This window comes from Phenylobacterium immobile (ATCC 35973) (genome assembly GCF_001375595.1).
Classification (GTDB): domain Bacteria; phylum Pseudomonadota; class Alphaproteobacteria; order Caulobacterales; family Caulobacteraceae; genus Phenylobacterium; species Phenylobacterium immobile.
In genome coordinates, this window is the sequence record NZ_CVJQ01000001.1 from 1,477,085 (window position 1) to 1,497,967 (window position 20,883).

The window sequence follows — 20,883 nt, forward strand, 5'->3', positions numbered from 1 at the left end:
TAGTCAGTTAAGAAACGGAGCGTGCGATGAACCGCAGACATATGGTCCAGATCCTGGCAGTCATGGCGCTATCGCCGACGGCGATAGCGACCAAGGGCGCTGCCCAATCCGACAAGCGGGAGGTCATCTCGTCCGCGGCCGGCGTACAGGCGACCGTGGCTCCCGACGGTGTCGTGCGCATCGCCTGGTCGCGAACCGATGTCCCGGTGATAGTGGACGGCGCCCCCCTCGCGCCGGCCGCCGGTTTGGGTTCCTGGGCCGCTTTCAAAGCGCACGGCGACGACAATGTCATGCTGATGGGCGACACCGTGGTGTTCGAGGACGAGATCACGGCCGCCATGGACGCCGCCTTCGCCGCCGGGCTGCAGGTCACCGGCCTGCACAATCACTTCATCTTCGACGATCCGCCCGTCTATTTCATGCACGTCGGCGGCACGGGGCCGGCGCACGACCTGGCCACCGGGGTGAAGGCCGTGTGGGACGCCATTCGAGCCGTTCGTGCGGAGACGCCGACACCTCGACGACGCTTTCCTGGATCCACCCCGACCGTTGCCGGAGAGTTCGATGTCGCTTCATTGCGGCGCTATTTCGAAGTCGATCCCGAGCTGAACGGTGGCGTGGTCAAGTTCACCTTGCCGCGCACGGGTCGCATGCATGGCGTCGAAGTCGGAGGATCGATGGGATTGACGACGTGGGCGGCCTTCTCCGGAAGCACCGCGATGGCGACTGTGGCCGGGGACTTCATCATGACCGCTGAGGAGGTGCAGCCGGTGCTCCGGTCGTTACGGGCCGGAGACATCCATGTCGTGGCTTTGCACAATCACATGATTGGGGAGACCCCCGCGTTCTATTTCGTCCACTATTGGGGCAAGGGACCCGCAGAGGACTTGGCCCAGGGAGTCAACGCGGCGCTGGCCGTGCAGAAGGGCTCGTAGAAGGCATCTCGTCGTCCTCAGGCGACATCAATCTTCACTTGTATCACGCCTTTGATGGGGCGCGCCGTTCCTGTGAACTTGCTCCGGCCAGCCTCAACTGGGGGCGGTGATGAACGGGTGAAATGATGAGCTCTCCATGTGAACCGATCTCCGCGTTTGACGCCGAGGCCCTGCGCCTCCGCCCGCGGCTGTGTTCGGCTGTCGAGGGCTTGCGCGGTTTGAAAACGACGAGCGACATAGCGCTTTTATCTCCCCGCGCTGGCATATCGAGAGACAGATCGGGCGTGATCGAGCGACGTGGGGGAGGTTCGTCTTATCGCCGAAGGCGGGCGGCGAACAAGGGTGGAACTGGAGCACCGTCATCTCGACCGGCACGGCGAGGGCCGGGGCCTTGCCGCTGGCGTTCAGTCCGATCAGGGCCGAAGCGGCGCGCTGGGGCGGGTTGGCCTCTCACTCCATCCGACAGAGGCAATACATGAACTGCTGATTCGTACCCCAATGCGTCTCGTGCAACTCCCTAACGCTGTCCAGGAGACGGAACTTCGGCCCAAACTCGCCGTGAAGATGTTCGGCGTCGTAGCGGACTACGTCCAGGCCGCTGCACTTGTCCGGACCGTCCGGCCCGAACGTCGCGACAATCACGTGGCCCCCGGGCCTGACAGAGCGGGCGATCTGCCGAACATATGCGGCTCTGTCGCCTGCGCTGGTCAGGAAGTGGAAGACGGCCCGGTCGTGCCAGACATCGTAGCGAGCCGGTTCCAGCTCAACAGCCGTAATGTCGCCGGTGATCCAATGCACCGCGGCGGCGGACATACCCAGACGGGACTTCGCCACGTCAATCGCCGCCGGGGAGATGTCGAGGACCGTGACGTCGCTGTAGCCCTGCGCGACGAGATCATCGACCAGCGTCGCTTCTCCGCCGCCCACGTCAATGATCGCGCTGCTGGCGGATGGCGCAGAGTCTGCAATGAGCCGTAGCGAAACCTCAAGATGGGGTCGATACCAGCTGACCTCTTCCACCGCCTTGTTCATAAACGGTTTCCCAATGCGTTTGATTAGACACCGCCGCCCTCCTGAGCCTTGCTTGTGAAGCTAGGGAACTAAACTTCCGGACGCCATATGATGACGTTCGTCAAGGGATAGGGAGCCACTTCGATGCGAAGAGGATGAGAGTGCGGTTGCCGAAGCTCACGGGCGCACTCAGCGCGACCATCATCTGCGCTTCCTGCTCGAATTCCGCCAGTCAGATCTCGGATGCGAGACCTGCGGCGCGGGCGATGATCGAGGGATACTTCACAAATGTCTCGATCACCTCGGATTCGGCGACGAGATCATCGTCCTGTGCGGATCCGTGCGCCTCGGCCCTCCTGGGGCTGGAAAGTTGGCGGGACCGCCCTGCGAGGGAACCGGCTGCGGGCTTCGACGGGGAGTCGGATTCTGGTCGCCCATGGTGCTCGCTATGACTACGGCGTAGGCGATTGAACGCCGTCATCCACAACACGATCGGTATGTTCAATGCCGGGCCGCCAGAACGTCGGTGCATGGCGATACAGAACGGCCAGCCCGCCCGTCAGAATAGAGATCACCAACGCCATGGCCGCGCCCATGCGTAGGACATCATCCGCCCCCGTCGAAAAGACCGCTACCGACAACGAGAGCATTGAGATCGCTATGAAGGTGATGATCGCCGGCCAGTTCGGCCTTCGCTCGAGTGCGGCGACCGCCTCCACCTTCGCAACCGGGATATCGCCGACCCGCTCCAGTGCGTCCGCCACGGCATCCTCCCGCTGAACCTCCGGGGTTTGCGTCTGATTCGGAAAGGGAACCACGCGCACGTCTTCGTCCATGGTCAGCGATTCCGGTTCTTCATTGTTTTGAAGGTCAGCGCCAGACGTTCGATGGCGTCCTTTTCATCTTCAGGCGCGCCTTCGAAGACCGCGCGGGTCAACTCGCAGATCTGTTCGGGTCTCGGCGCCAGGCCCGCCGCCCGAGCCTCGCGATCTACGGCCACAAGCAGGCGGCCAAACCGGGCCCAATCGAGTCCGGCGCCATATTGGCGTGGCCGATCACCGGGGCCGTGCAGCAGCCAGTGAGGGTCGATGCCGAACTCCTGGTGCAGAGCGTCCAGCAGCCAGATCGGAGGATCAGACTCACCGCGCTCCCATCCCAGATAGGTGCGGCGGGGGAAACCGAGCCGGGCTGCGAAGGCGGATTGATTGAGACCACTTTGCTGCCGCACGGCGATCAGCCGCCGGGCGATGCCAGGGTCTGGATCATTGATGGTTGCGGAGTTGGAATTTCGCACACTATGGTCCTTTAGCCGCACAAGATGGAGCCAAGGCGATGATAGACGACAAAAGGCATGCACGGATCAAGTCCGCTTTGAGTCTCAAACGCATCAGCCTGTCGGACATTGCCCGGTCGCTGGCTGTGACGCCCTCCACGGTGTCCATAGTGTCGCGCGGTTTCAGGCGCTCGCGGCGTGTCGAGCAAGCCATCGCCGACGCGCTGGGACAGCGTCCGGAAGAAATTTGGCCTGACCGCTACCGCAGTGGATCGGCTGATCACCACAAGGAGACCGCCATGCCCGTCCCCTGATCAAGCTTCACACAATCCACGCCTGAAAGTGAAAAGGCCCGCGCTCGGCAAAAGCGCAGGCCCTTTCGGAAGATTGGTTCGTCGTTTCCACAGCGACCCCGCCAATCTCCCCGAAAGCGTCATCGCCGTCAAGGAATCTCCGTCGCGTCAGCGCGACGGAGACCGCCGACGCGCGCGCCCCTTTCAGGCTCCCATCATCAAGAATTGAACAACGGGAGCTTCCATGTTCGACCCGCGAGGCCTGCTGCGCCTCATCCTCACCACGGCCTACGGCAATCGGCAGATCGGCCGCATGATCTGCTGTTCCTACACGACCGTCGCTCGCTACCGCTCGCTTGCCCTGGAGATGTCCCTGACATGCGAAGGCCTTTGCGCACTTTCTGACAGCGATCTGATGCGCCTCTTCAATGCGGGCCGATCGGCGCCGATGGCCATTGGACAGTTGCAGCCAGACTGGGCGGCCGTGGCCGTAAAGGTCAAGGCCGGCCACCATCTCAAGGATTTGCACGACACCTACGTCGAGACGGCGGGCGACCAGCCGACCATCTCCTATCGCGATTACTGCCGCAAATTCCGAGAATACAACGTGGCGGCTCATCCGATCATGCGACAGCGCCACCGGCCTGGCGAAACCATGATGGTCGATTTCGCCGGGCTTCGGCCGCGCGGGCGAGACGATGACCCCGCCGACCGGGTCCCGTTCGAACTGTTCGTCGCGGTGCTGCCCGCCTCTGACTACACCTTCGCCTGCGTCACCCGTTCACAGCGTGCGGGCGACTGGATCTGGGCGAACGAGCAGGCGCTTCGGTTCTTCGGCGGCGTCCCGCAGGTGATCATCTCCGACAACCTCAAGGCCGCTGTGATTTCCCACAAGCGCGGACAGGCGCCTGAGATCAATCCGACGTTTCAAGCCTTTTGCGACCATCATGGAACGATCGCACGCCCCGCCAAGGCTTACAGTCCCACGCACAAGGCGAAGGTGGAGATCGGCGTGAAGCTGATTCAGCGCCTGTTGCGGTTGGCCCTCGCAGATCGCCCGGCGATGTCGCTCGGTGAGATGAACGCCTTGCTGGCCAGCCTGCTCATCCGCCTCAACACCAAGGCGCTGCGGCGCGCGCCGGGAGAGTCTCGCACCACTCTGTTCGAGCAGTTGGACCGTCCGGCGTTGCGGCCTCTCCAGGCGGAGCCGTTCGCCTTCTTCGAGGTCAGGCGTCAGCTGCTCCTCGGACCAGACTATCACGTCATGCACGATCAGCGCCGATACTCGGCGCCGCATACCCTGATCGGGCAGCGGGTTGATGTGCGCGCGAACGCCGCCACGGTCGAGATCTGGCACGACGGGAAGCCGGTAGGCGTCCACCCGCGCCTGGCCGTAGCGGGCGAGGCCTCGACTGATCCAGCCCATATGCCACCTAACCATTTGGCGCGGCGCGCGGGGGAGGACGAAGATCTTGTCCTATGGTCCCGTCTGCATGGGCCCGGTGTTCAGGCTGTGGTCCAGGGCGAAGCTGGGCGTCCGTTCTTCGGCGCGGCCAAGACCGCCGTCTATCGCTCGTTTCGGGCCTTGGCGCACCGCGTCGGTCCGGTGAGGCTGGAAGCAGCCTGCGCCCGCGCCGTGCGGTGCGGCGAACCCCGACTGGCCCATGTGCGCAATGTCCTGGATCGGAATCTGGAGTTCACGGACCCGGCAGACTTCATCACGCCCAAAACAGCCGCTGCCGCGACGAATGAGAACGTGCGCGGTCCCGACTATTTCGCCGGAGACGAGTCATGAACACCACCCACATCATCGACAAACTCCGCGACCTCGGCCTCAACGGCATGGTGGAAGCGGTCGAGCATCACGCGGCCACGCCGGCGTTCGCCGATCTACCGTTCCACGATCGGCTAATGCACCTCTTGCAGGCTGAAGCGGCGTATCGTGACGACCGTCGCCTGAAACGCATCCTGAAAGCCGCCCGACTGAAGATCCCTGCCGCGGCCGAAGACATCGACTACCGCTCCGCACGAAACCTGGACCGGGCCCAGATGGCCGAGCTTCTGACCTGTACCTGGGTGCGCCAAGCCGAAAATCTGATCCTGACGGGCGCAACAGGGACCGGGAAGACCCATCTGGCGTGCGCCTTTGGCGGTCATGCCGCCCGCGTCGGTCTGACGGTTCGGTACTATCGCACCCATCAACTGTTGGAGGACATGGCGATCGCCCATCAGGACGGCAGCATGAACCGCCTGCGCACGGCGATCGCCCGCTTCGACCTGTTGATCCTGGACGACTTCGGCCTGACGCCTCTGACGGAGTCGGGCAAGCACCACCTGCTGGACATCGTGGACGCCCGAACCCGATCGGCCTCAATCCTGCTGGCGGGCCAACTCCCGTTCAAGGACTGGCACGGCTACATCGACAATCCGATGGTGGCCGATGCCGTTCTCGATCGGATGGTCAACACCAGTCACCGGATCCAGCTGTCTGGTGAATCGATGCGCCGACTGACCTCGCCGGTGGCGTGATTCCAGGAGCCCGCGGCGCCCAGCCGGCGCCGCGGGCCGTCCGGCTGCGGAGTCCGCCGCTGACCAGCGTGCTCGTCATCCGGCGCCCAGCTTTGTGGCTCCCTCTAAGGACGCCAAACGTCTCGAACTTCGCAGCGATCTGCTCGCGCAGCGCATCCGTCGGAACCACGACGAGCAAGCGATCAAACCGCTGACGCGCATTGAGCGCAAGCATGGTCTCCGTCTTGCCCGTGCCGGTCGGCATGACGATCGTGGCGGGGTCCGTCGAGCGCGTCGCATGGGCAAGCGAGGCGTGAAGGGCACCGATCTGCGGCCGCCGTAATCCCGGATAGAGCGGCTTGTCATCTGTGGCCGCACGACCTTCGCGCAGATGGAACGCATCCTCCCAGGATGCCGTAACCCCGGTCAGCCGTTGCATCATAGCCTGGGCACCCAATGCTGCCGGATCGATCGGCTTTGGATGCAGCCAACGCCCTTCACCACGTTCGAGCGCCTCACGGATGGATTGGGCCGTTGTCGCGCCGGGGACAAGCAGGACGAGGTCGGCATCGAGCGAGGCTGCTGTTTTGGCGCTAATGATTTTGAGCGTCTCGCCGCTTTTCAGGTTCGTCTCAAAGCCGCTTACCCGCCGAACCGTGAACGGCTTCAGGCGGCATGGGGTTAGAGCGGAGGGAACCGCCTGCTGACGCACAGCGCTGCCCAGAAGTCTGCCTTCCAGCGCCAGCAGAGCCGGGAACAGAAGCGTCACCTCCTCGCTGAACAGATCATCCTGTTCGGGCGCCTTGGCGGTCGCTCGCGTCAGCATGGCGTCCGTTCCCTTCTCTTCAGGCGGCCAAGGGCGCGGTTGTGGGCGTGACGGCGATGACCTGCCCTGTCGTGACGAGGACAATCAGGCCGCGCTCAGTCCCCGTCATGTCGAGATAGGCTCGCACCTGCGCGCGATAGTGATTGAGGGTTTCGGCTGTCGGCTGCACATCGCTTTTCCAGTCGATCACAACGGTTGGCCGACCCGCGTTGTCGAAGCTGGTGGCGTCAGCGATTCCCACAGTCGCCTGTTCGACGCCGTCAACGTCGACCGCTGCATAGACCGCCAGCTCGGGCACCAACGTCGGACGCAACTCCGCGATCTCGGGGAGCGCCAATGTGCGGACCACGCAACCGGCAAGCTCGTCTGGAGAAAGGCCCTGAGAAGGGTCTGCCATGACGGGCCTGCCGATCTCCCCGATGAGCGCTCGTGCGCGCTCGCTGAGGGCTCCAGCATCGTCCGGCGTCTCGCCGGTCAGGACCTCTTCCAGCAGCTTGTGCAGGATCAGGCCCCTTTCTCGGCCGCCCTGAACATTGGGGCGCACCGCCTCGTCATCGGGCTGACCGGCCTCCGACGCTGCCCAGATTTCTGCCGCTTCCGGGGTCAAAACCGGTCCATCGGCGCTTTCGTCGCGGCTTGGCGCAAGCCAGATCAGGCGACGCTGTCGCGCTACGATCGATGCCGCTTCAGCGGCAAAATCATCCCTGGTCTGGTCGTTGGCCTCGCCGCCTGCCGCAAGGTCGAGCTCGGGCGGCAAATGCGACAGATCGAGCGCCGGCAGTTCGGCAAGCGAAAGATCCAGAAGCGAAATCCATGCCGATTTCGATTGCGCCGCATCGAGGCGCGGAAGCACTAGAAGCTCGCGGGCGCGCGTTGCTGCGACATACCACAACCGGATGCGCTCGCGGTCGAGTTCGGCCTTCTCGGCGTCTCGCGCAGCGTCATAGCCAATAGGCTTCACCCCAAACACCGGGCAATAGAAGGTGTCGCTGTCGCGGTCGGTCACGGCGCTTTCGGGCGCCATGATGCCGGTCATCGTGTTGATCGGGACGACGATCGGCCATTCAAGGCCCTTGGCCGCGTGCATCGTGTAGAGCGCCACGGCCTCTTCCTGAGCATCGGGCCGTCCCTCGACCGCCCGGGCCTCATCGGTCCACGCCGCTGTCATCGTCTCGGCGAAAGCGCGCAGACCGCGAACAGCAAAGGACGTCGTCAGGCTGAGATAGAGATCGACGTTTGCAAGCGCGCGCTCTGCTTGGCCGCGATGGCGCTCCAGCAGGATGGGACGGACCCGCAGCGCGTCGATCGCTTGCGACAAAAGGTCGTGCGGCGTGGTGCTGTTGGTTTGACGATAGAGCGCCTGTAGCGTCTCGATGGTCGATCGGGCCAGCGGATGCGCGATATGCTCGAGCTCAACGCCGAGGTCGAGGCGGGGCAGCCGTTCGGGATCGTCTTCGGCACGAGGAAGCGCCCAGATGATGTCGAGCAGTTCTTCTTCGGTCAGACCGACGAGCGGGCCGCGCAGCAATGCCCCGAGGGCGAGCGTGTCACGGCGGTCGGCGAGAACACGGGTCAGCGCGATCAGATCCTGGATCTCCTGGCGGCGGAACAGGCCTTTGCCTGCCTGCGTGGCTACCGGGATGCCGTGACGTTCGAGCGCCTCCTCGTATCGCCAAAGATCACTGCCGGTGGGCGCAAGCAACGCGATGTCGCCTGGCCGGCAAGGTCGACTAGCGCCGGAGCGACGATCGAGGATCATCTCACTGCCAATTAGCCGGGCGCACATTTGGGCGATCGCGTCGGCTTCACCGTCGCGCTGTTGCTCGGCTGAGGCCTTGCCGTTCTCATCGGCAACGGCGACGTCGAGAGCCGCAACGCAAAGGGCCTCGCCGCGATCGGCGTGAAAGGGATCGAGCGCCGTGAAGCCGGGTTGGCCCTCGCTCGAAAGCAGCGCCTCGAAGCGGTCGTTCACATAGGTCAGGATCGGCGCGCAGGAACGGAAATTGGTAGAGATCGCCAGGACGCTGTCAGGGTCCTGCGCGAGATAGGCATCGCGCGCCCGGACATAGGCGCTGACATCGGCGCCGCGGAAGCGATAGATCGCCTGCTTGGGATCACCGACGAGGAAGAGCGCGCCGGGACGGATCGTGAAGGCGCTCCAGTCTGCGCTCGCGACCCCGGCCGGCGGCTCGCCGCAGAGGCGCCAGAAGATTTCCGTCTGAAGCGGGTCAGTATCCTGAAACTCGTCGACAAGGACGTGGGCGAAGCGGTCGGCGAGGGACCGTCGGACATCGTCGTGATCGCGCAAAAGATCGCGCGCCGCGAAGATCAGATCGTCGAAATCGAGCTGGGCGGCCGAACGCTTGTAGTCCCGGAAACGGGCCAGCACAGGCTGTACCTGAGCGATGAGGTCGCACAGGACGCGACTGGCGACGTTCTGGACCAGATCCTGCCAGGCTTGGCAGCACGCGGCGTAATGCGCATCCGCCGCGATGTTCAGCCGTTCGCCTTCGGTCTTGGCCAAGCCTTCGCGCTTGGCGGCTTCGACCCATTTGCCTTTCTTCTTGTAGGCAAGGAACGAGCCGGTTTTGGTGCAGAGGTCGGGATGCGGCTGTGTAACCAGCAATCGCACCAAGCCGACTGGCGTTTCGATGACCGGCCCGCTGTCGAGCCCTGCCGCCATTCCGGCGAAGCGCTCGGCGAGCATGGCGGTTTCTTCCTCCACCGCTGGTGCGGTGCGGATGAACTCCATCAAACCATCGACGGCGTGATGAAAAGCGGTCAGGTGCGGGGCCAGGCCGCTGACCGGCGGCGCGGAGACGGTCCTGCGTTTGCGCATGTTGGCGACGATCTTGTGGATCAAGCCCACGGTTTCGCCGGGATTGTGCAGCACCATTTCCGCGATGATGCCGCCTTCACCGCCCGAGAGCTGTTCGCGCAGCCACGTCTCGACGATTTCGATGAAGGCGAGATCGGCTTGATTGCGGTCCATCACGCTCGCGCCGGGATCGATGTCCGCCTCGACCGGGTAGGGCTTGATCAGCCGCTGGCAGAAGCCATGGATTGTCGAGCAGGTGATCTCGTCGATGACCGATGCGGCGGCCGCAAGGTTCGCGCTGTGGTTGGCTGACAGGCCGTCGGGAAATGCGATGCGCAACTCGGTCGGAATTGTGCCGGCCGCGAGGTCGGCGACGAAGTCGCGAACGCGGATCAGCAACTCGCTGGCTGCCAATTCCGTAAAGGTGACGGCTGCGATCGACTTGGGCGCGATGCCCTCGGCGAGCATGGCGGCGATGCGGCCGGCCATCACGGCTGTCTTGCCGGAGCCTGCGCCGGCTTCAACCAGGATCGAGCGATCATGGACGCCGATGGCGGTGCGGCGTGCGGCGTCATCGCGCAGTGTGTTGGTAGCAGCGGTCATCACTGTGCCTCCCAGACCAGCGCAGCATCGCCGAAAGCTTCGGTCGCGGCGGGCAGTTTTCGTTTGCAGTAGGTGGCGCCCGCATTGGCCGGCAGGGCGAACGCTAGATCGTCGTAGGCGCCGCCGGTGTCGGGACCGATGAGCGCCTGGCCGGATTGAAGGTTCGCCCGAGCGGCTTGCAAATAGCCGGTGATCTCGGTGAGCGTCGCTTCCGGGTCGCCGAGTTGGAAGTCGACCTGATCGCGCGGAAAGAGCAGCGATGCACTGATCGACACGTCGTCGCCAAGAAGGGCCTTGACGGCGAAGGCATAGAGGCAGCGTTGCAACTCGCGGCCACCATCGAGACTGATGTCGTCCTTGGGCGGCCGTCCGGTCTTATAATCACGAACGAGCGCGCGCTTGCCGTCTCCGGCAATGTCCAGGCGATCAATATAGCCGGCGATGCGAAAGCCGGTTGCGGGGATTTCGACGGGTGTCTGCGAATCCCACGGGCTGGCGGTGTCCGCCTTGGGCGTGGCGCCGCCGAAGGCGACTTCGCCAAAAGAACGGGCGTCGGGCAGATGCTCGTCGCCGTACGTCAGGGCGCGCGTGGTAAGAATCCGGGCGTCGTCGAGCGTCCGTCGCCAGATGAGCGCCGGTGGGACCGCTCGTTCGCTTTCCCACACGACCGCGATCCTGGCAGCAGCATCCTGCACGGCGCCAGCGATCTGCGCTTCGTCAGCCGCGGCAAGGCCGCCGCCCTTTTCAAGCGTCGCAAGCGCCAGATCGAGTGTCATGTGAACCAGGTCGCCCATGGCCAATGCATCAAGGACAAGCGGGTCCGCGCCGCTCTCTGGGGTGCGCAGGCGCATCCCGTAGCGCCATACAAAGCCCAGCGGGCTGCGGAGCAGCAGACGAAGCGAACTGGCCGATTGAGTCCGGCCGAGGATGGCCTGCAGGAGAGGATGGTCAGCGCGAACCAGTCCATCGTGCGGTGTAATCTCCTTGCGATGCCAGTTGCGCCAAGCCGTGGTGGCGCTGATGGCCTGGCTGTCCCGCGCGAACTCATCGGGTCGTGCCATCAATCGATCGGTCTCGCTGAATGCGTGAGCCGGAACCGCATTGCGCCGGATGTAGATCTCCTCAGATGCCGGACCGAGCAGCGCGCTGCGCCCCAGCAAGCGGCCTTCGCTGTCGCGGCGAGCGCGCGACATGACGATCTGACCGCTCGTCGTGGCGAGGATGGTCTCAAAATCTCGCCGATCCGCCGCGCCGACCGGCAGCGGGTCCAGCTCAGCGGTTGGAATGATGTGATCGGAAATCAGACGATCTTCGGAAATGCCGCGCGGCCAGCGCGATGAATTCATGCCGATGAGCCGAACGAAACGGCGCGGCGAAGCCGCCAAGGCGCTTGCGGGCATCCAGGCCACGGAAACGCAGGCCTCAAGCCCGTCATCCTGTTTCAGGCTGTCCAGGGTCGCATCGAGCGACCCGGATGGTCCAGCCAGCAGTGCCTTGCGCCAGATCGCCAGGGCGCGTCCGGACAGAAAGGCTGCGCCGATCTCGTCGGCTGTCGGATGTCCCTTCGCCAACAAATCAATGATGCCACGCAAGGTCGGCGTATGATCCGTCGCGTCGGGCCAGTCGTCGGCGGTCAGCCGGTCCAGCAAGCGGTGCCAAGATGCCGGCGAAGCCAGCGGCGCGTCGGTCGGCAGGACCCGCAGCCAGCCCTGCGGCAAGCCGGCAAACGGGCCGGTTTCCGAACCGCACAACGATGCGAGCCGACGCATCCGGGTCTGCGAGAAGCCGCGAATGAGGAGATCCGCGAGCGCCGCAGCCGCCTGACCATCCCGGGTTGTCGTGACCTTGATGCCGTGGACGAAGTGAAGATCCAGGTTCGCATCGGCGCGCAGGGCGAGGAGGTGATCGTCATAGTCACCGGTCGATGCGGCCGCGATCGCGATGTCGGCGGGCTCCGCTTCGCCTGAAGCCATCAGGCCCCGCGCCCATCGAATGGCCTCGATCGCCTCGTGATAGGCAGTCGCGGCGCTGACCGTGCTGATTGCCGGAGCGGTTGGGTCTGCCCGATTGATCGTGACGTCGAACGCGTCCAGCCACGGCGGGGTCGGCCGAGGGCCGGCTGTCCAGCTCACCGAAGTATGTGCGGTGAGCTCCTGCAGGAGCGGACGCCAGCACGGCGAAAGCTCGGTGATACCGACGATCTCGAGCGGACCCAAAACCGCATGAGCATGAGCAACGCGCTCCAATGCGCGGGCCACGAGATCGGTAGGACGCATCATACCGGGCGGCAACTGGGCTAGAACCGCAGCTTCCAGGCGCGCGATCGAGTCGAGCCGAGGATGATCCCCGGCGCGAGCGGCCAAGTCGATACCGGCCCGCCACGCCTTATGGAGGGTGTCGGCCGCCGCATCGACCATGCCAGGAAGCAGCTTGATGCTTTCCAGCTCTCCGAGGGTCGTGTCCGGCAGCACGGCCTGGATCGCGGTTCGCAAACACTCGTCATCGATCGGACGGGCGAAGCCGCCGGCCAGACGGACCGCGAGTTGTTCAAATGACATGATCTGCACGCCGTGTCGGCGCTGCCGCGCCGCGTCGAGGCGCAACTCGCGCATCGCCAAACGGCCATGGGCGACGATGGTCCGCCGGTTAGAAAGGGTGGTCATCGTCGTTCTCCCTGACTTACTTCTTGTTCGGGCGCTGCGTCAGCGCCGAAGCCGCCGCCGATTTTGCCGCTGCGCTCGACTTGGGGTCGCGCAGCACCTGCGATGCCGCACTCGCGGCTTTCTTGCTCGTTACTTCATTCTTCGAGGGGGTCTTGGCCATGTAGTCCTCCTGTTGCCCGGCACGGTTTCGCTTGACGCGACTCCATGATGGGAATAGAAACTACACACGTCGTGCAGATGTGTCCATATAGTTTTTATCTGCATCCGTTTTGGAGGAAGATTCGGATGGCGGAAAGCCTGACGACATTGAAGTGGGGCGTTGAGCGTCGGCTCGAGTTCATCGAGTTCCGCCTGTTCTGGGAAGGCGGGGTCAATCGCTCGGACATCATCGAGATGTTCGATGTCTCGGTGCCGCAAGCATCAAAGGATTTGACGCTCTACCAGGAGCGAGCGCCCCACAACGCCCTCTACGACAAGAGCGCCAAGCGGTACGTCGCGAGCGAGCATTTCGAACCCCATTTCCTCAAGCCCGATCCCGACGGCTATCTGTCGCGCCTGCGGTCGGTTGCTGAAGGACTGATCGATCTATCGGAATCCTGGATCACCCAGGTTCCTGACACTGACATCGCCTTGACGCCCCGGCGAGATATCGACGCGTCCGTACTGCGCACGGTCCTCAGCGCCGTGCGCGATCACCGGTCTGTGGACATTCACTATCAGTCGATGAGTAAAGATCGGCCCGATCCGATCTGGCGCCGGATCACGCCCCACGCCTTCGGCTATGACGGCTTCCGCTGGCACGTTCGCGGCTATTGTCACGTCACCGACAAGTTCAAGGATTTCCTGCTGCCGCGCGTTCTCGGGATCGGGAGCCTCGACGAACCTGGGGCGCCCGCAGAGCATGATGCGCTTTGGCAAGAGCGGTTCGGTGTCGAGATTGGCCCTCACCCTGATCTGACCACAAGTCAGAAGGCCGTCGTCGCCAAAGACTATGGCATGGAGAAAGGCTCAGCGGTCCTCACCGTGCGCTACGCCATGTTGTTCTATGTTCTGAAGCGGCTCGGCCTCTTGGGCGACGCCGCCAAGCTGCCGGCCCGGAGTCAGCACATCGTTGTCGTCAATCAGGCCGAGACCGAGGCGGCTTTGGAAAAAGCCGATTTTGCGGCGTGAGCATCAAGGCGGTTGCGGTCAGTAGGGGTAGATATGGCAAGGCTTGAAGAGATTCGGAATGGCGCGTCGGTGCGCGGCATCGCCTCACCCCAGGCGGCCCAGATCCTGTCTGTCGACTGGATCGGCGATCAGGCGATCAACGTCGTCTACCGCGATCTAAACGGTGCCGTTGCCGAAGCCGTGCTCTATCGCGACGACGAGTACCGGCTCGAAGTCGAGGTCAACGGGCGGCCTTGGTCGTTCGACGGCGATGGTGCGCTGCTTCGACTGGTGACCGAGGCCAACCGGATCAAGCTCGCCCATTTTTTCGACCCCTATCTGGCCATTCACACGAGTCTGGTCGATCCGCTGCCGCACCAGATCTCGGCCGTCTATGGCGAGATGCTGCCGCGCCAGCCACTACGCTTCCTGCTGGCCGACGATCCCGGGGCGGGCAAGACGATCATGGCCGGCCTGCTGATCAAGGAGTTGATCGCGCGCAGTGATCTCGAGCGCTGTCTTGTGGTGGCGCCGGGCAGCTTGGTGGAGCAATGGCAGGACGAGCTGGGTCAGAAGTTCAATCTCGAATTCGACATCCTGACCCGGGACATGATCGAGACGTCACGGTCAGGTAATCCGTTCGAGGACCGCAACCGGCTGATCGTTCGCCTCGATGTCCTGGCGCGGAACGAGGAGTTGCAGGAAAAGCTGGCGAGCGCCCGCGAGTGGGACCTTATCATCTGCGATGAAGCGCATCGCATGTCGGCGACCTATTTCGGCGGCGACGTTAAATACACCAAACGCTATCAGGTTGGTCAGAAGCTCGGCGAAGCGTGTCGCCACCTACTGCTGATGTCGGCTACGCCGCACAACGGCAAGGAGGAGGATTTTCAGCTTTTCATGGCGCTCCTCGACGGGGACCGTTTTGAGGGACGCTTCCGCGACGGCGTTCACTACGCCGACACCGCCGACATGATGCGCCGCCTCACCAAGGAGGAATTGCTCCGCTTCGACGGTCGACCGCTGTTTCCGGAACGCCGGGCGTACACTGTCAAATATCAGCTCTCCGAGCTGGAGGCGGCGCTCTACACCGCCGTCACCGAGTATGTGCGTACCGAGATGAATCGGGTGCAGCGCTTCGCCGAAGGAGACGGAAAGAAGCGCAACAATGTCGGCTTCGCCCTGCAGATTCTCCAGCGGCGCCTCGCCTCATCACCAGCGGCGATCTACCAGTCGCTCAAGCGCCGGCGCGAGCGGCTTGAAAACGAACTCGGGGAGGCTCGGCTTGCCGCCAAGGGCCGCCGTGCGGGCTTTGCCGCGCCGGACGTCAACGCCGACATCCTCAAGAATATCGAGGAATATGGCCAGGACGAGATTGACGACCTCGAAGACCTGATCGCGACCGGTGCGACGACCGCGGAGACGGTCGAGCAGCTCGCGCTCGAAGTTGAGACGCTCAAAGGCCTGGAGACCATGGCGCTAGGGGTCCTGCGTTCTGGCCTCGACGCCAAGTGGACGCAGCTCAATCGTATCCTCGACGATGACCTCATGGTCGATGCCGACGGCAATCGTCGCAAGCTGATCATCTTCACCGAGCCGAAGGACACGCTCCATTATCTGGTCGACAAGGTCCGCGCTCGGCTCGGCAATCCTGATGCCGTCGATGTGATCCATGGCGGCGTGTCGCGGGAAGAGCGGCGCAAGGTCATCGAGCGGTTCATGCAGGACCGCGACATGCTGGTGCTGATTGCCAACGACGCAGCCGGCGAAGGTGTGAACCTTCAGCGCGGCCACCTGATGGTCAACTACGACCTGCCCTGGAATCCCAACAAAATCGAACAGCGTTTCGGCCGCATCCACCGGATCGGCCAGACCGAAGTCTGCCATCTGTGGAACCTCGTCGCGGCCGATACCCGCGAAGGCGAGGTATACGCTCGGCTTCTCGAGAAGCTCGAGGCGGCGCGGGAAGCCTTGGGCGGCCGGGTCTATGATGTCCTGGGCGAACTTTTCGAGGGTGTCGCGCTCAAGGATCTCCTTTTTCAGGCCATCCAGTATGGCGAGCAGGAGGACGTCAAAGCCAGGCTATTCCGCCAGGTCGATGGCGCGGTGGATCAAGGACACCTGCTTGAGTTGCTCCAGCGGCGTGCGCTGACGAACGACACCATGCCCGAGGCCAAGGTCGAGGAGCTGCGGTTGGAGATGGAGCGCGCCGAGGCTCAGCGGCTGCAACCGCACCATGTCCAAAGCTTCTTCGTTGAAGCTTTCCAGCATTTGGGCGGCAAGATGAAGCGCCGGGAAGAGGGGCGTTGGGAGATCACTCATGTCCCGGTTCGGATCCGCGAGCGGGATCGCCAGATCGGCACCGGCGCGCCGATCCAGAAGAAGTATGAGCGCATCTGTTTCGAAAAGGGCCGGATCAACCAGCAACCGGTCGCGACATTCGTGTGCCCGGGTCATCCGTTGCTCGAAGCGGTGATCAGCATCGTGCGCGAGCAATATGAGCAGATCATGCGTCAGGGCGCGATCTTGGTCGACGACCTTGATGCGGGGACTGACCTGTCTGCGGTCTTCCTTCTTGAGCACAGCATTCAGGATGGCCTGGAGACCAGCGCGGGCAAGCCGCATGTGGTGTCGCAGAAGCTTCAATTCGCCTCGATCAACAAGGCCGGGGAGGCCGCCAACGCCGGCATCGCGCCGCACCTCAACCTGCGCCCTGCCACCCCTGAGGAGATCGCCAGCGTGCAGGATGTCCTCCATGAGGACTGGCTGACGACTGAGCTGGAAAAGACGGCCGTGCGGTTCGCCACTGTCGAGCTGGCGCAGGCGCATGTAGCCGAGATCAAGGCGCGCCGCTTGCCCGAGATCGAGAAGGTCGAACGCGAGGTGCGCGCACGCCTCAAGAAGGAGATCAACTACTGGGACTCGCGCGCGTTTGAACTGAAGGAAGAAGAGAAGGCGGGTAAGAAGACGCGCTTGAGCTGGCAAAACGCCCAGCGGCGCGCCGAAGACCTAGCCGAGCGCCAGAAGCGGCGCATGGATCAGCTCGAACAAGAGCGGTTCATTTCATCGCAGCCCCCCAGGGTTCGGGGCGGGATGGTTGTCGTCCCGCGCGGCCTTCTCGACGCGCGCGGCATTCCGGGCGCAGCTCCTGCCGAGGGAGCGCCACCCCCGTTCTCGGCCGACGCTGACGCGCGCCGCGTTATCGAACTGGCTGCGATGGACGCGGTGATCGCGACGGAGCGGGCGCTCGGCAATGTGCCCAGCGACGTGTCGGCGCAGAAAATCGGGTACGATATCGCGTCGTATGATCCACGCACCAAGCATCTGCGCTTCATCGAGGTTAAGGGCCGTATCCACGGTGCCGATAGCGTGATGATCACCCGGCAGGAGGTCATCACCTCGCTCCACGAGCCGGAAAAATATATCCTAGCTATTGTTCAGGTTGAGAATGGAATTGCGCAAGCGCCGCGCTACCTACATGGCCCGTTATCGGACCATGAGCCTTCGTTTGAGACGACTGCAATACAGTTCGACCTCGCAAAGCTACTCTCCCGATCAGGACTACCCCTATGAGTGAAGAGAATTTGACCCAAGAGCCTCGCGGCCGTTCAGTCGTGTATTCCTTTTTCAACAAGTGGGAAGCGCCGTTAAAATCGGGGAAGGTCCATCTCTTCTTTCGAAAGCGCTTTCCGTCGAAGCTGCCTGACCGAGTCTACTTCTACATTGGCGCGCCCGTCATGTCGGTCGTAGGCAGTGCAAAGGTAACGAAGATTGAGCGTGTGAGCGCAAGTCAGGCGCTCAGCCTCGCACCCCGAGGCTGCATACCCGAAGCCGAACTCGCTAAATATCTCGCTGACAGAGATTCCGTTGGTGCGATCTATATGGAATGCTTCGAGTTTTTTAATCGTCCAGTTAGCGCGGACGATATTTCGAGCAGGATGGTCTTTTCGCCACCTCAAAACTTTCAGAATCTGAGCGCAGAAGATGAGAAAATGTTAGTGGAGATGGGGCGTTGACCGTAAAAAAGCTCATCGAGGTGGCGTTGCCCCTCGAAGCAATTAATGCTGCGTCGGCCCGCGAGAAGTCGATACGCCACGGTCATCCCTCGACCCTCCACCTGTGGTGGGCGCGGCGCCCGCTAGCGGCTTGTCGGGCGGTGCTATTCGCACAGTTGGTTGACGATCCATCCAGCCACCCAGAGGTGTTCACGACGGAAGCCGCAGTCGATGCGGAGCGCGCGCGCCTGTTCCGGATCATCGAGGATCTCGTTGTGTGGGAAAACTCCGCCAACGAAGAGGTGCTAGAACGGGCCAGGATCGAGATTCGGCGAAGCTGTGGTGGCCGGCTGCCGCAAATCTATGATCCCTTCTCAGGCGGTGGCTCGATCACGCTTGAGGCCCAGCGGCTCGGTTTGCCGGCACAGGGTTCTGACCTCAATCCGGTCGCGGTCATGATCGGGAAAGCGCTGGTTGAGCTGCCTTCGCTCTTCCAGGGGAAGGGCCCCATTCACCCCGGACCCCAGGACCGCATCCATTACCGCAATGCTGAGGGCTTGGCGGAGGACGTGCGATATTATGGCGAACGCCTGCGGGATCTGGCTTTTCAGCGGATCGGGCATCTCTATCCGAACGTCCAGTTGCCGGCTGCATACGGGGGTGGCGAGGCAATTCCGATCGCCTGGATATGGTCGCGAACCGTGCCAAGTCCTGACCCCGCCTTTTCCGGTGCGCCGGTTCCTATCGCCTCCTCGTTTCTCCTTAGTGCAAAGCCGGGGAAGGAAGTCTGGATCCAGCCTGTCGTCGATAAGGCATCGATGACAATCTCCTACGAGATCAGGCGCGGTGGAACCAAGGCAGAGCTTGCCAAGGCCAAGGAAGGTACAAAGGCAGGGCGAGGCGCCAATTTCCGGTGCTTGCTCTCCGATACAGCAATCACACCCGATTATGTGAAAAGCATCGGACGCGCTGGACGTATGGGCCAGGTGCTGATGGCGATCGTTGCGGAAGGCAAAAACGGTCGCGCTTATGCAGCGCCGACGCCTGAGCAGGTAAATGCCGCCTTCGCGGCCAAACCTGACTGGAAGCCAACTACCAATCTACCCAATGATCCACGGAATTTCTGGACGGTCGATTACGGTCTTACGACGTTCGGCGATCTGTTCACCGATCGCCAGCTCGTTGCCCTGACGACATTCAGCGATCTGGTTCACGATGTGCGTGCAATCATCGAGAAGGATGCCTTGGTTTCTGGAATGCTAGATGACCATGCGCGTCTCGCCGATAGCGGAAAAGGCGCAAAGGCGTATGCAGAGGCGGTAGCCGTTTACCTGGGCTTCCTTACCGGCCAACTCGCCAATCATTGTTCAACCATTTGCGGATGGAACGCGCCCAATCAGCAGATGCGCTCGACCTTTGCCCGCCAGGCTATCCCGATGACCTGGGATTTTGCCGAGGTGAATGTGTTCAGCACCTCAAGCGGCAGCTATCATAGCCTCTTCAGTCGCATGGTGAAGGGTTTTGAGGCCATAGGTGCCGGCGTGCAGCAAGCATCTGTAACGCAGGCAGATGCGCAGAGCTTGTCCTACAACTCTGGAACGGTCGTCTCCACTGATCCGCCCTATTACGACAATATCGCATATGCAGACCTGTCGGACTTCTTCTTCTGTTGGATGAAGCCCTCTCTGAAGGAAGTATATCCCGACCTTTTTGGGCTTCTCGTGACGCCGAAGGCTGATGAGCTTGTTGCCACTCCGTACCGTCATGGCGGTCGCGAGGCCGCTGACGCGTTCTTTTTGCAGGGAATGCGTCGGGCAATCACGACTATGGCTCAGCAGACCTCGGCCGATTTTCCTACGACCATCTATTACGCCTTCAAGCAGAGTGAGGTGGAGCAGGAGGGCATAAGTTCGACCGGTTGGGCCACGTTCATCCAGTCTATCGTCGAGGCTGGCTACGCAGTGGTGGGAACGTGGCCGCTTCGCACCGAGAAGCCGGGGCGGATGATCGCCGTCGGGACCAACGCGCTCGCCAACTCGGTGGTGCTAGTCTGCCGTAAGCGAGACATTGCTGCAGAGGCGATCACGCGAGCCGAGTTCATCCGCGCGTTAAAGCGGGAGCTACCGCCGGCAATATCGGAATTGCAGTCCGTGAGCATCGCGCCTGCAGACATGCCGCAATCGGCGATCGGCCCCGGCATGGGGATCTTCTCTCGGTATGGTGCCGTCCTGGAATCGGATGACACGCCAATGACCGTCAAAGCCGCTTTGCAGCTCATCAATCGTGAGCTCGATGAATACCTTGGCGGCATCCAAGGTGAATTTGATCCCGACACCCGCTTTGCGATCACATGGTTTGAGCAAAACGGTTTGAAGGCAGGTGATTACGGCACCGCGAACTCCATTGCTCAAGCACGCGGCGTGTCGGTGGAGAGTGTCCGCCATGCTGGGATCGTTGAAGGCCAAGCTGGCAAGGTTCGCATTCTCGCGCGCGACGAGTTGGACGACAAGTGGGATCCTGCCGCAGACGGCCATCTGACAGTCTGGGAGGCGTGCCAGCATCTCGTTCGCGCTCTCGAGAATGACGGTGAAGCCAGCGCAGCGTTGCTTTTGAAGAAGCTGGGATCGGAGATGGCGGAAGCCGTCAAGGATCTGGCCTATTGCTTGTACGGCATTTGCGAGAAGCGAGCCGATGCCAAGGAAGCCACATCTTACAACGCGTTGATTGCCGTTTGGACCGAGCTTACTCGGCAGGCTGCAGCAATCCACGACACGGGCGGCAATCGCCAGACCCGGTTGGATCTCTGAGG

The 20,883-nt window shown here is 62.7% G+C and carries 15 protein-coding genes; 8 read left to right on the forward strand and 7 right to left on the reverse strand.

Features of this window, described 5'->3' with window-relative positions; genetic code table 11:
- Positions 1–26: 26 nt before the first annotated feature.
- The gene (locus BN1313_RS07170; RefSeq protein ID WP_218054327.1) at positions 27–935 is read left to right on the forward strand and encodes an LppY/LpqO family protein; all 909 of its coding nucleotides are present in this window, start codon (positions 27–29) and stop codon (positions 933–935) included.
- Between the two features lie 450 nt (positions 936–1,385).
- Here the strand turns inward: BN1313_RS07170 and BN1313_RS07175 are convergent, their stop codons facing one another.
- The 3 genes from BN1313_RS07175 to BN1313_RS07185 form a co-directional block, all read right to left on the reverse strand.
- Positions 1,386–1,967 (reverse strand): class I SAM-dependent methyltransferase, encoded by a 582-nt coding sequence (locus BN1313_RS07175; protein WP_165118089.1) that lies wholly within the window; start codon positions 1,965–1,967, stop codon positions 1,386–1,388.
- 431 nt (positions 1,968–2,398) lie between these two features.
- Complete coding sequence (locus tag BN1313_RS07180; RefSeq protein WP_091738373.1) at positions 2,399–2,782, reverse strand: hypothetical protein; 384 nt, start codon at positions 2,780–2,782, stop codon at positions 2,399–2,401.
- A gap of 2 nt (positions 2,783–2,784) precedes the next feature.
- Complete coding sequence (locus BN1313_RS07185) at positions 2,785–3,240, reverse strand: helix-turn-helix domain-containing protein (RefSeq protein ID WP_176695933.1); 456 nt, start codon at positions 3,238–3,240, stop codon at positions 2,785–2,787.
- Positions 3,241–3,278: 38 nt separating this feature from the next.
- Here BN1313_RS07185 and BN1313_RS07190 point away from each other — a divergent pair, with 38 nt between their 5' ends.
- The 3 genes from BN1313_RS07190 to istB all read left to right on the forward strand — a co-directional run bounded on the left by BN1313_RS07190 (position 3,279) and on the right by istB (position 6,041).
- A complete protein-coding gene (locus BN1313_RS07190; protein ID WP_091742480.1) occupies positions 3,279–3,533 on the forward strand; it encodes a helix-turn-helix domain-containing protein in 255 nt (84 codons plus the stop codon).
- Positions 3,534–3,756: 223 nt separating this feature from the next.
- Positions 3,757–5,307, forward strand: a complete 1,551-nt coding sequence (gene istA / locus BN1313_RS07195) for an IS21 family transposase (RefSeq protein WP_091738377.1) — start codon at positions 3,757–3,759, stop codon at positions 5,305–5,307.
- Positions 5,304–6,041: an IS21-like element helper ATPase IstB gene (gene istB / locus BN1313_RS07200; RefSeq protein ID WP_091738380.1), complete on the forward strand. Its 738-nt coding sequence runs from the start codon at positions 5,304–5,306 to the stop codon at positions 6,039–6,041. The genes istA and istB overlap by 4 nt, the downstream gene beginning before the upstream one ends.
- Here istB and BN1313_RS07205 read toward each other — a convergent pair.
- Genes BN1313_RS07205 through BN1313_RS16520 form a run of 4 tightly spaced genes read right to left on the reverse strand, consistent with a single transcriptional unit; the run spans position 5,974 to position 13,090 of the window.
- A complete protein-coding gene (locus BN1313_RS07205; protein WP_218054328.1) occupies positions 5,974–6,846 on the reverse strand; it encodes a DEAD/DEAH box helicase family protein in 873 nt (290 codons plus the stop codon). The genes istB and BN1313_RS07205 overlap by 68 nt on opposite strands.
- Positions 6,847–6,865: 19 nt before the next feature.
- Positions 6,866–10,267 carry a UvrD-helicase domain-containing protein gene (locus tag BN1313_RS07210; RefSeq protein ID WP_091738383.1) on the reverse strand — a complete coding sequence of 1,134 codons (3,402 nt, stop codon included), beginning with the start codon at positions 10,265–10,267 and terminating at the stop codon, positions 6,866–6,868.
- Positions 10,267–12,930, reverse strand: coding sequence for a PD-(D/E)XK nuclease family protein (locus BN1313_RS07215; RefSeq protein WP_176695934.1), 2,664 nt, complete (start codon positions 12,928–12,930; stop codon positions 10,267–10,269). The genes BN1313_RS07210 and BN1313_RS07215 overlap by 1 nt, the downstream gene beginning before the upstream one ends.
- A gap of 16 nt (positions 12,931–12,946) precedes the next feature.
- A complete protein-coding gene (locus BN1313_RS16520; protein WP_162843685.1) occupies positions 12,947–13,090 on the reverse strand; it encodes a hypothetical protein in 144 nt (47 codons plus the stop codon).
- Between the two features lie 125 nt (positions 13,091–13,215).
- On the opposite strand from BN1313_RS16520, the gene BN1313_RS07220 reads away from it, so the two are divergent.
- From BN1313_RS07220 to BN1313_RS07230, 4 genes are read left to right on the forward strand one after another with little or no spacing between them, the layout of a single operon-like run.
- A complete protein-coding gene (locus BN1313_RS07220; RefSeq protein WP_091738386.1) occupies positions 13,216–14,100 on the forward strand; it encodes a WYL domain-containing protein in 885 nt (294 codons plus the stop codon).
- A gap of 33 nt (positions 14,101–14,133) precedes the next feature.
- Positions 14,134–17,652 carry a helicase-related protein gene (locus BN1313_RS07225; RefSeq protein ID WP_091738389.1) on the forward strand — a complete coding sequence of 1,173 codons (3,519 nt, stop codon included), beginning with the start codon at positions 14,134–14,136 and terminating at the stop codon, positions 17,650–17,652.
- Positions 17,649–18,095, forward strand: coding sequence for a hypothetical protein (locus tag BN1313_RS16285; protein ID WP_141653098.1), 447 nt, complete (start codon positions 17,649–17,651; stop codon positions 18,093–18,095). Before BN1313_RS07225 ends, BN1313_RS16285 begins: the two co-directional genes overlap by 4 nt.
- Positions 18,092–20,881 carry a DUF1156 domain-containing protein gene (locus BN1313_RS07230; protein WP_218054329.1) on the forward strand — a complete coding sequence of 930 codons (2,790 nt, stop codon included), beginning with the start codon at positions 18,092–18,094 and terminating at the stop codon, positions 20,879–20,881. Before BN1313_RS16285 ends, BN1313_RS07230 begins: the two co-directional genes overlap by 4 nt.
- The last annotated feature ends 2 nt before the right edge of the window (positions 20,882–20,883 follow it).

Excerpts from the sequence above, each read along its gene's own strand:
- BN1313_RS07180 (WP_091738373.1), bottom strand. The coding sequence starts at position 2,782 with ATGGACGAAGACGTGCGCGTGGTTCCCTTTCCGAATCAGACGCAAACC.
- BN1313_RS07175 (WP_165118089.1), bottom strand. The coding sequence starts at position 1,967 with ATGAACAAGGCGGTGGAAGAGGTCAGCTGGTATCGACCCCATCTTGAG.
- BN1313_RS16285 (WP_141653098.1), top strand. The coding sequence starts at position 17,649 with ATGAGTGAAGAGAATTTGACCCAAGAGCCTCGCGGCCGTTCAGTCGTG.
- BN1313_RS07225 (WP_091738389.1), top strand. The coding sequence starts at position 14,134 with ATGGCAAGGCTTGAAGAGATTCGGAATGGCGCGTCGGTGCGCGGCATC.
- BN1313_RS07170 (WP_218054327.1), top strand. The coding sequence starts at position 27 with ATGAACCGCAGACATATGGTCCAGATCCTGGCAGTCATGGCGCTATCG.
- BN1313_RS16520 (WP_162843685.1), bottom strand. The coding sequence starts at position 13,090 with ATGGCCAAGACCCCCTCGAAGAATGAAGTAACGAGCAAGAAAGCCGCG.
- BN1313_RS07215 (WP_176695934.1), bottom strand. The coding sequence starts at position 12,930 with ATGACCACCCTTTCTAACCGGCGGACCATCGTCGCCCATGGCCGTTTG.
- istA (WP_091738377.1), top strand. The coding sequence starts at position 3,757 with ATGTTCGACCCGCGAGGCCTGCTGCGCCTCATCCTCACCACGGCCTAC.
- BN1313_RS07210 (WP_091738383.1), bottom strand. The coding sequence starts at position 10,267 with ATGACCGCTGCTACCAACACACTGCGCGATGACGCCGCACGCCGCACC.
- BN1313_RS07190 (WP_091742480.1), top strand. The coding sequence starts at position 3,279 with ATGATAGACGACAAAAGGCATGCACGGATCAAGTCCGCTTTGAGTCTC.
- BN1313_RS07220 (WP_091738386.1), top strand. The coding sequence starts at position 13,216 with ATGGCGGAAAGCCTGACGACATTGAAGTGGGGCGTTGAGCGTCGGCTC.
- BN1313_RS07205 (WP_218054328.1), bottom strand. The coding sequence starts at position 6,846 with ATGCTGACGCGAGCGACCGCCAAGGCGCCCGAACAGGATGATCTGTTC.
- istB (WP_091738380.1), top strand. The coding sequence starts at position 5,304 with ATGAACACCACCCACATCATCGACAAACTCCGCGACCTCGGCCTCAAC.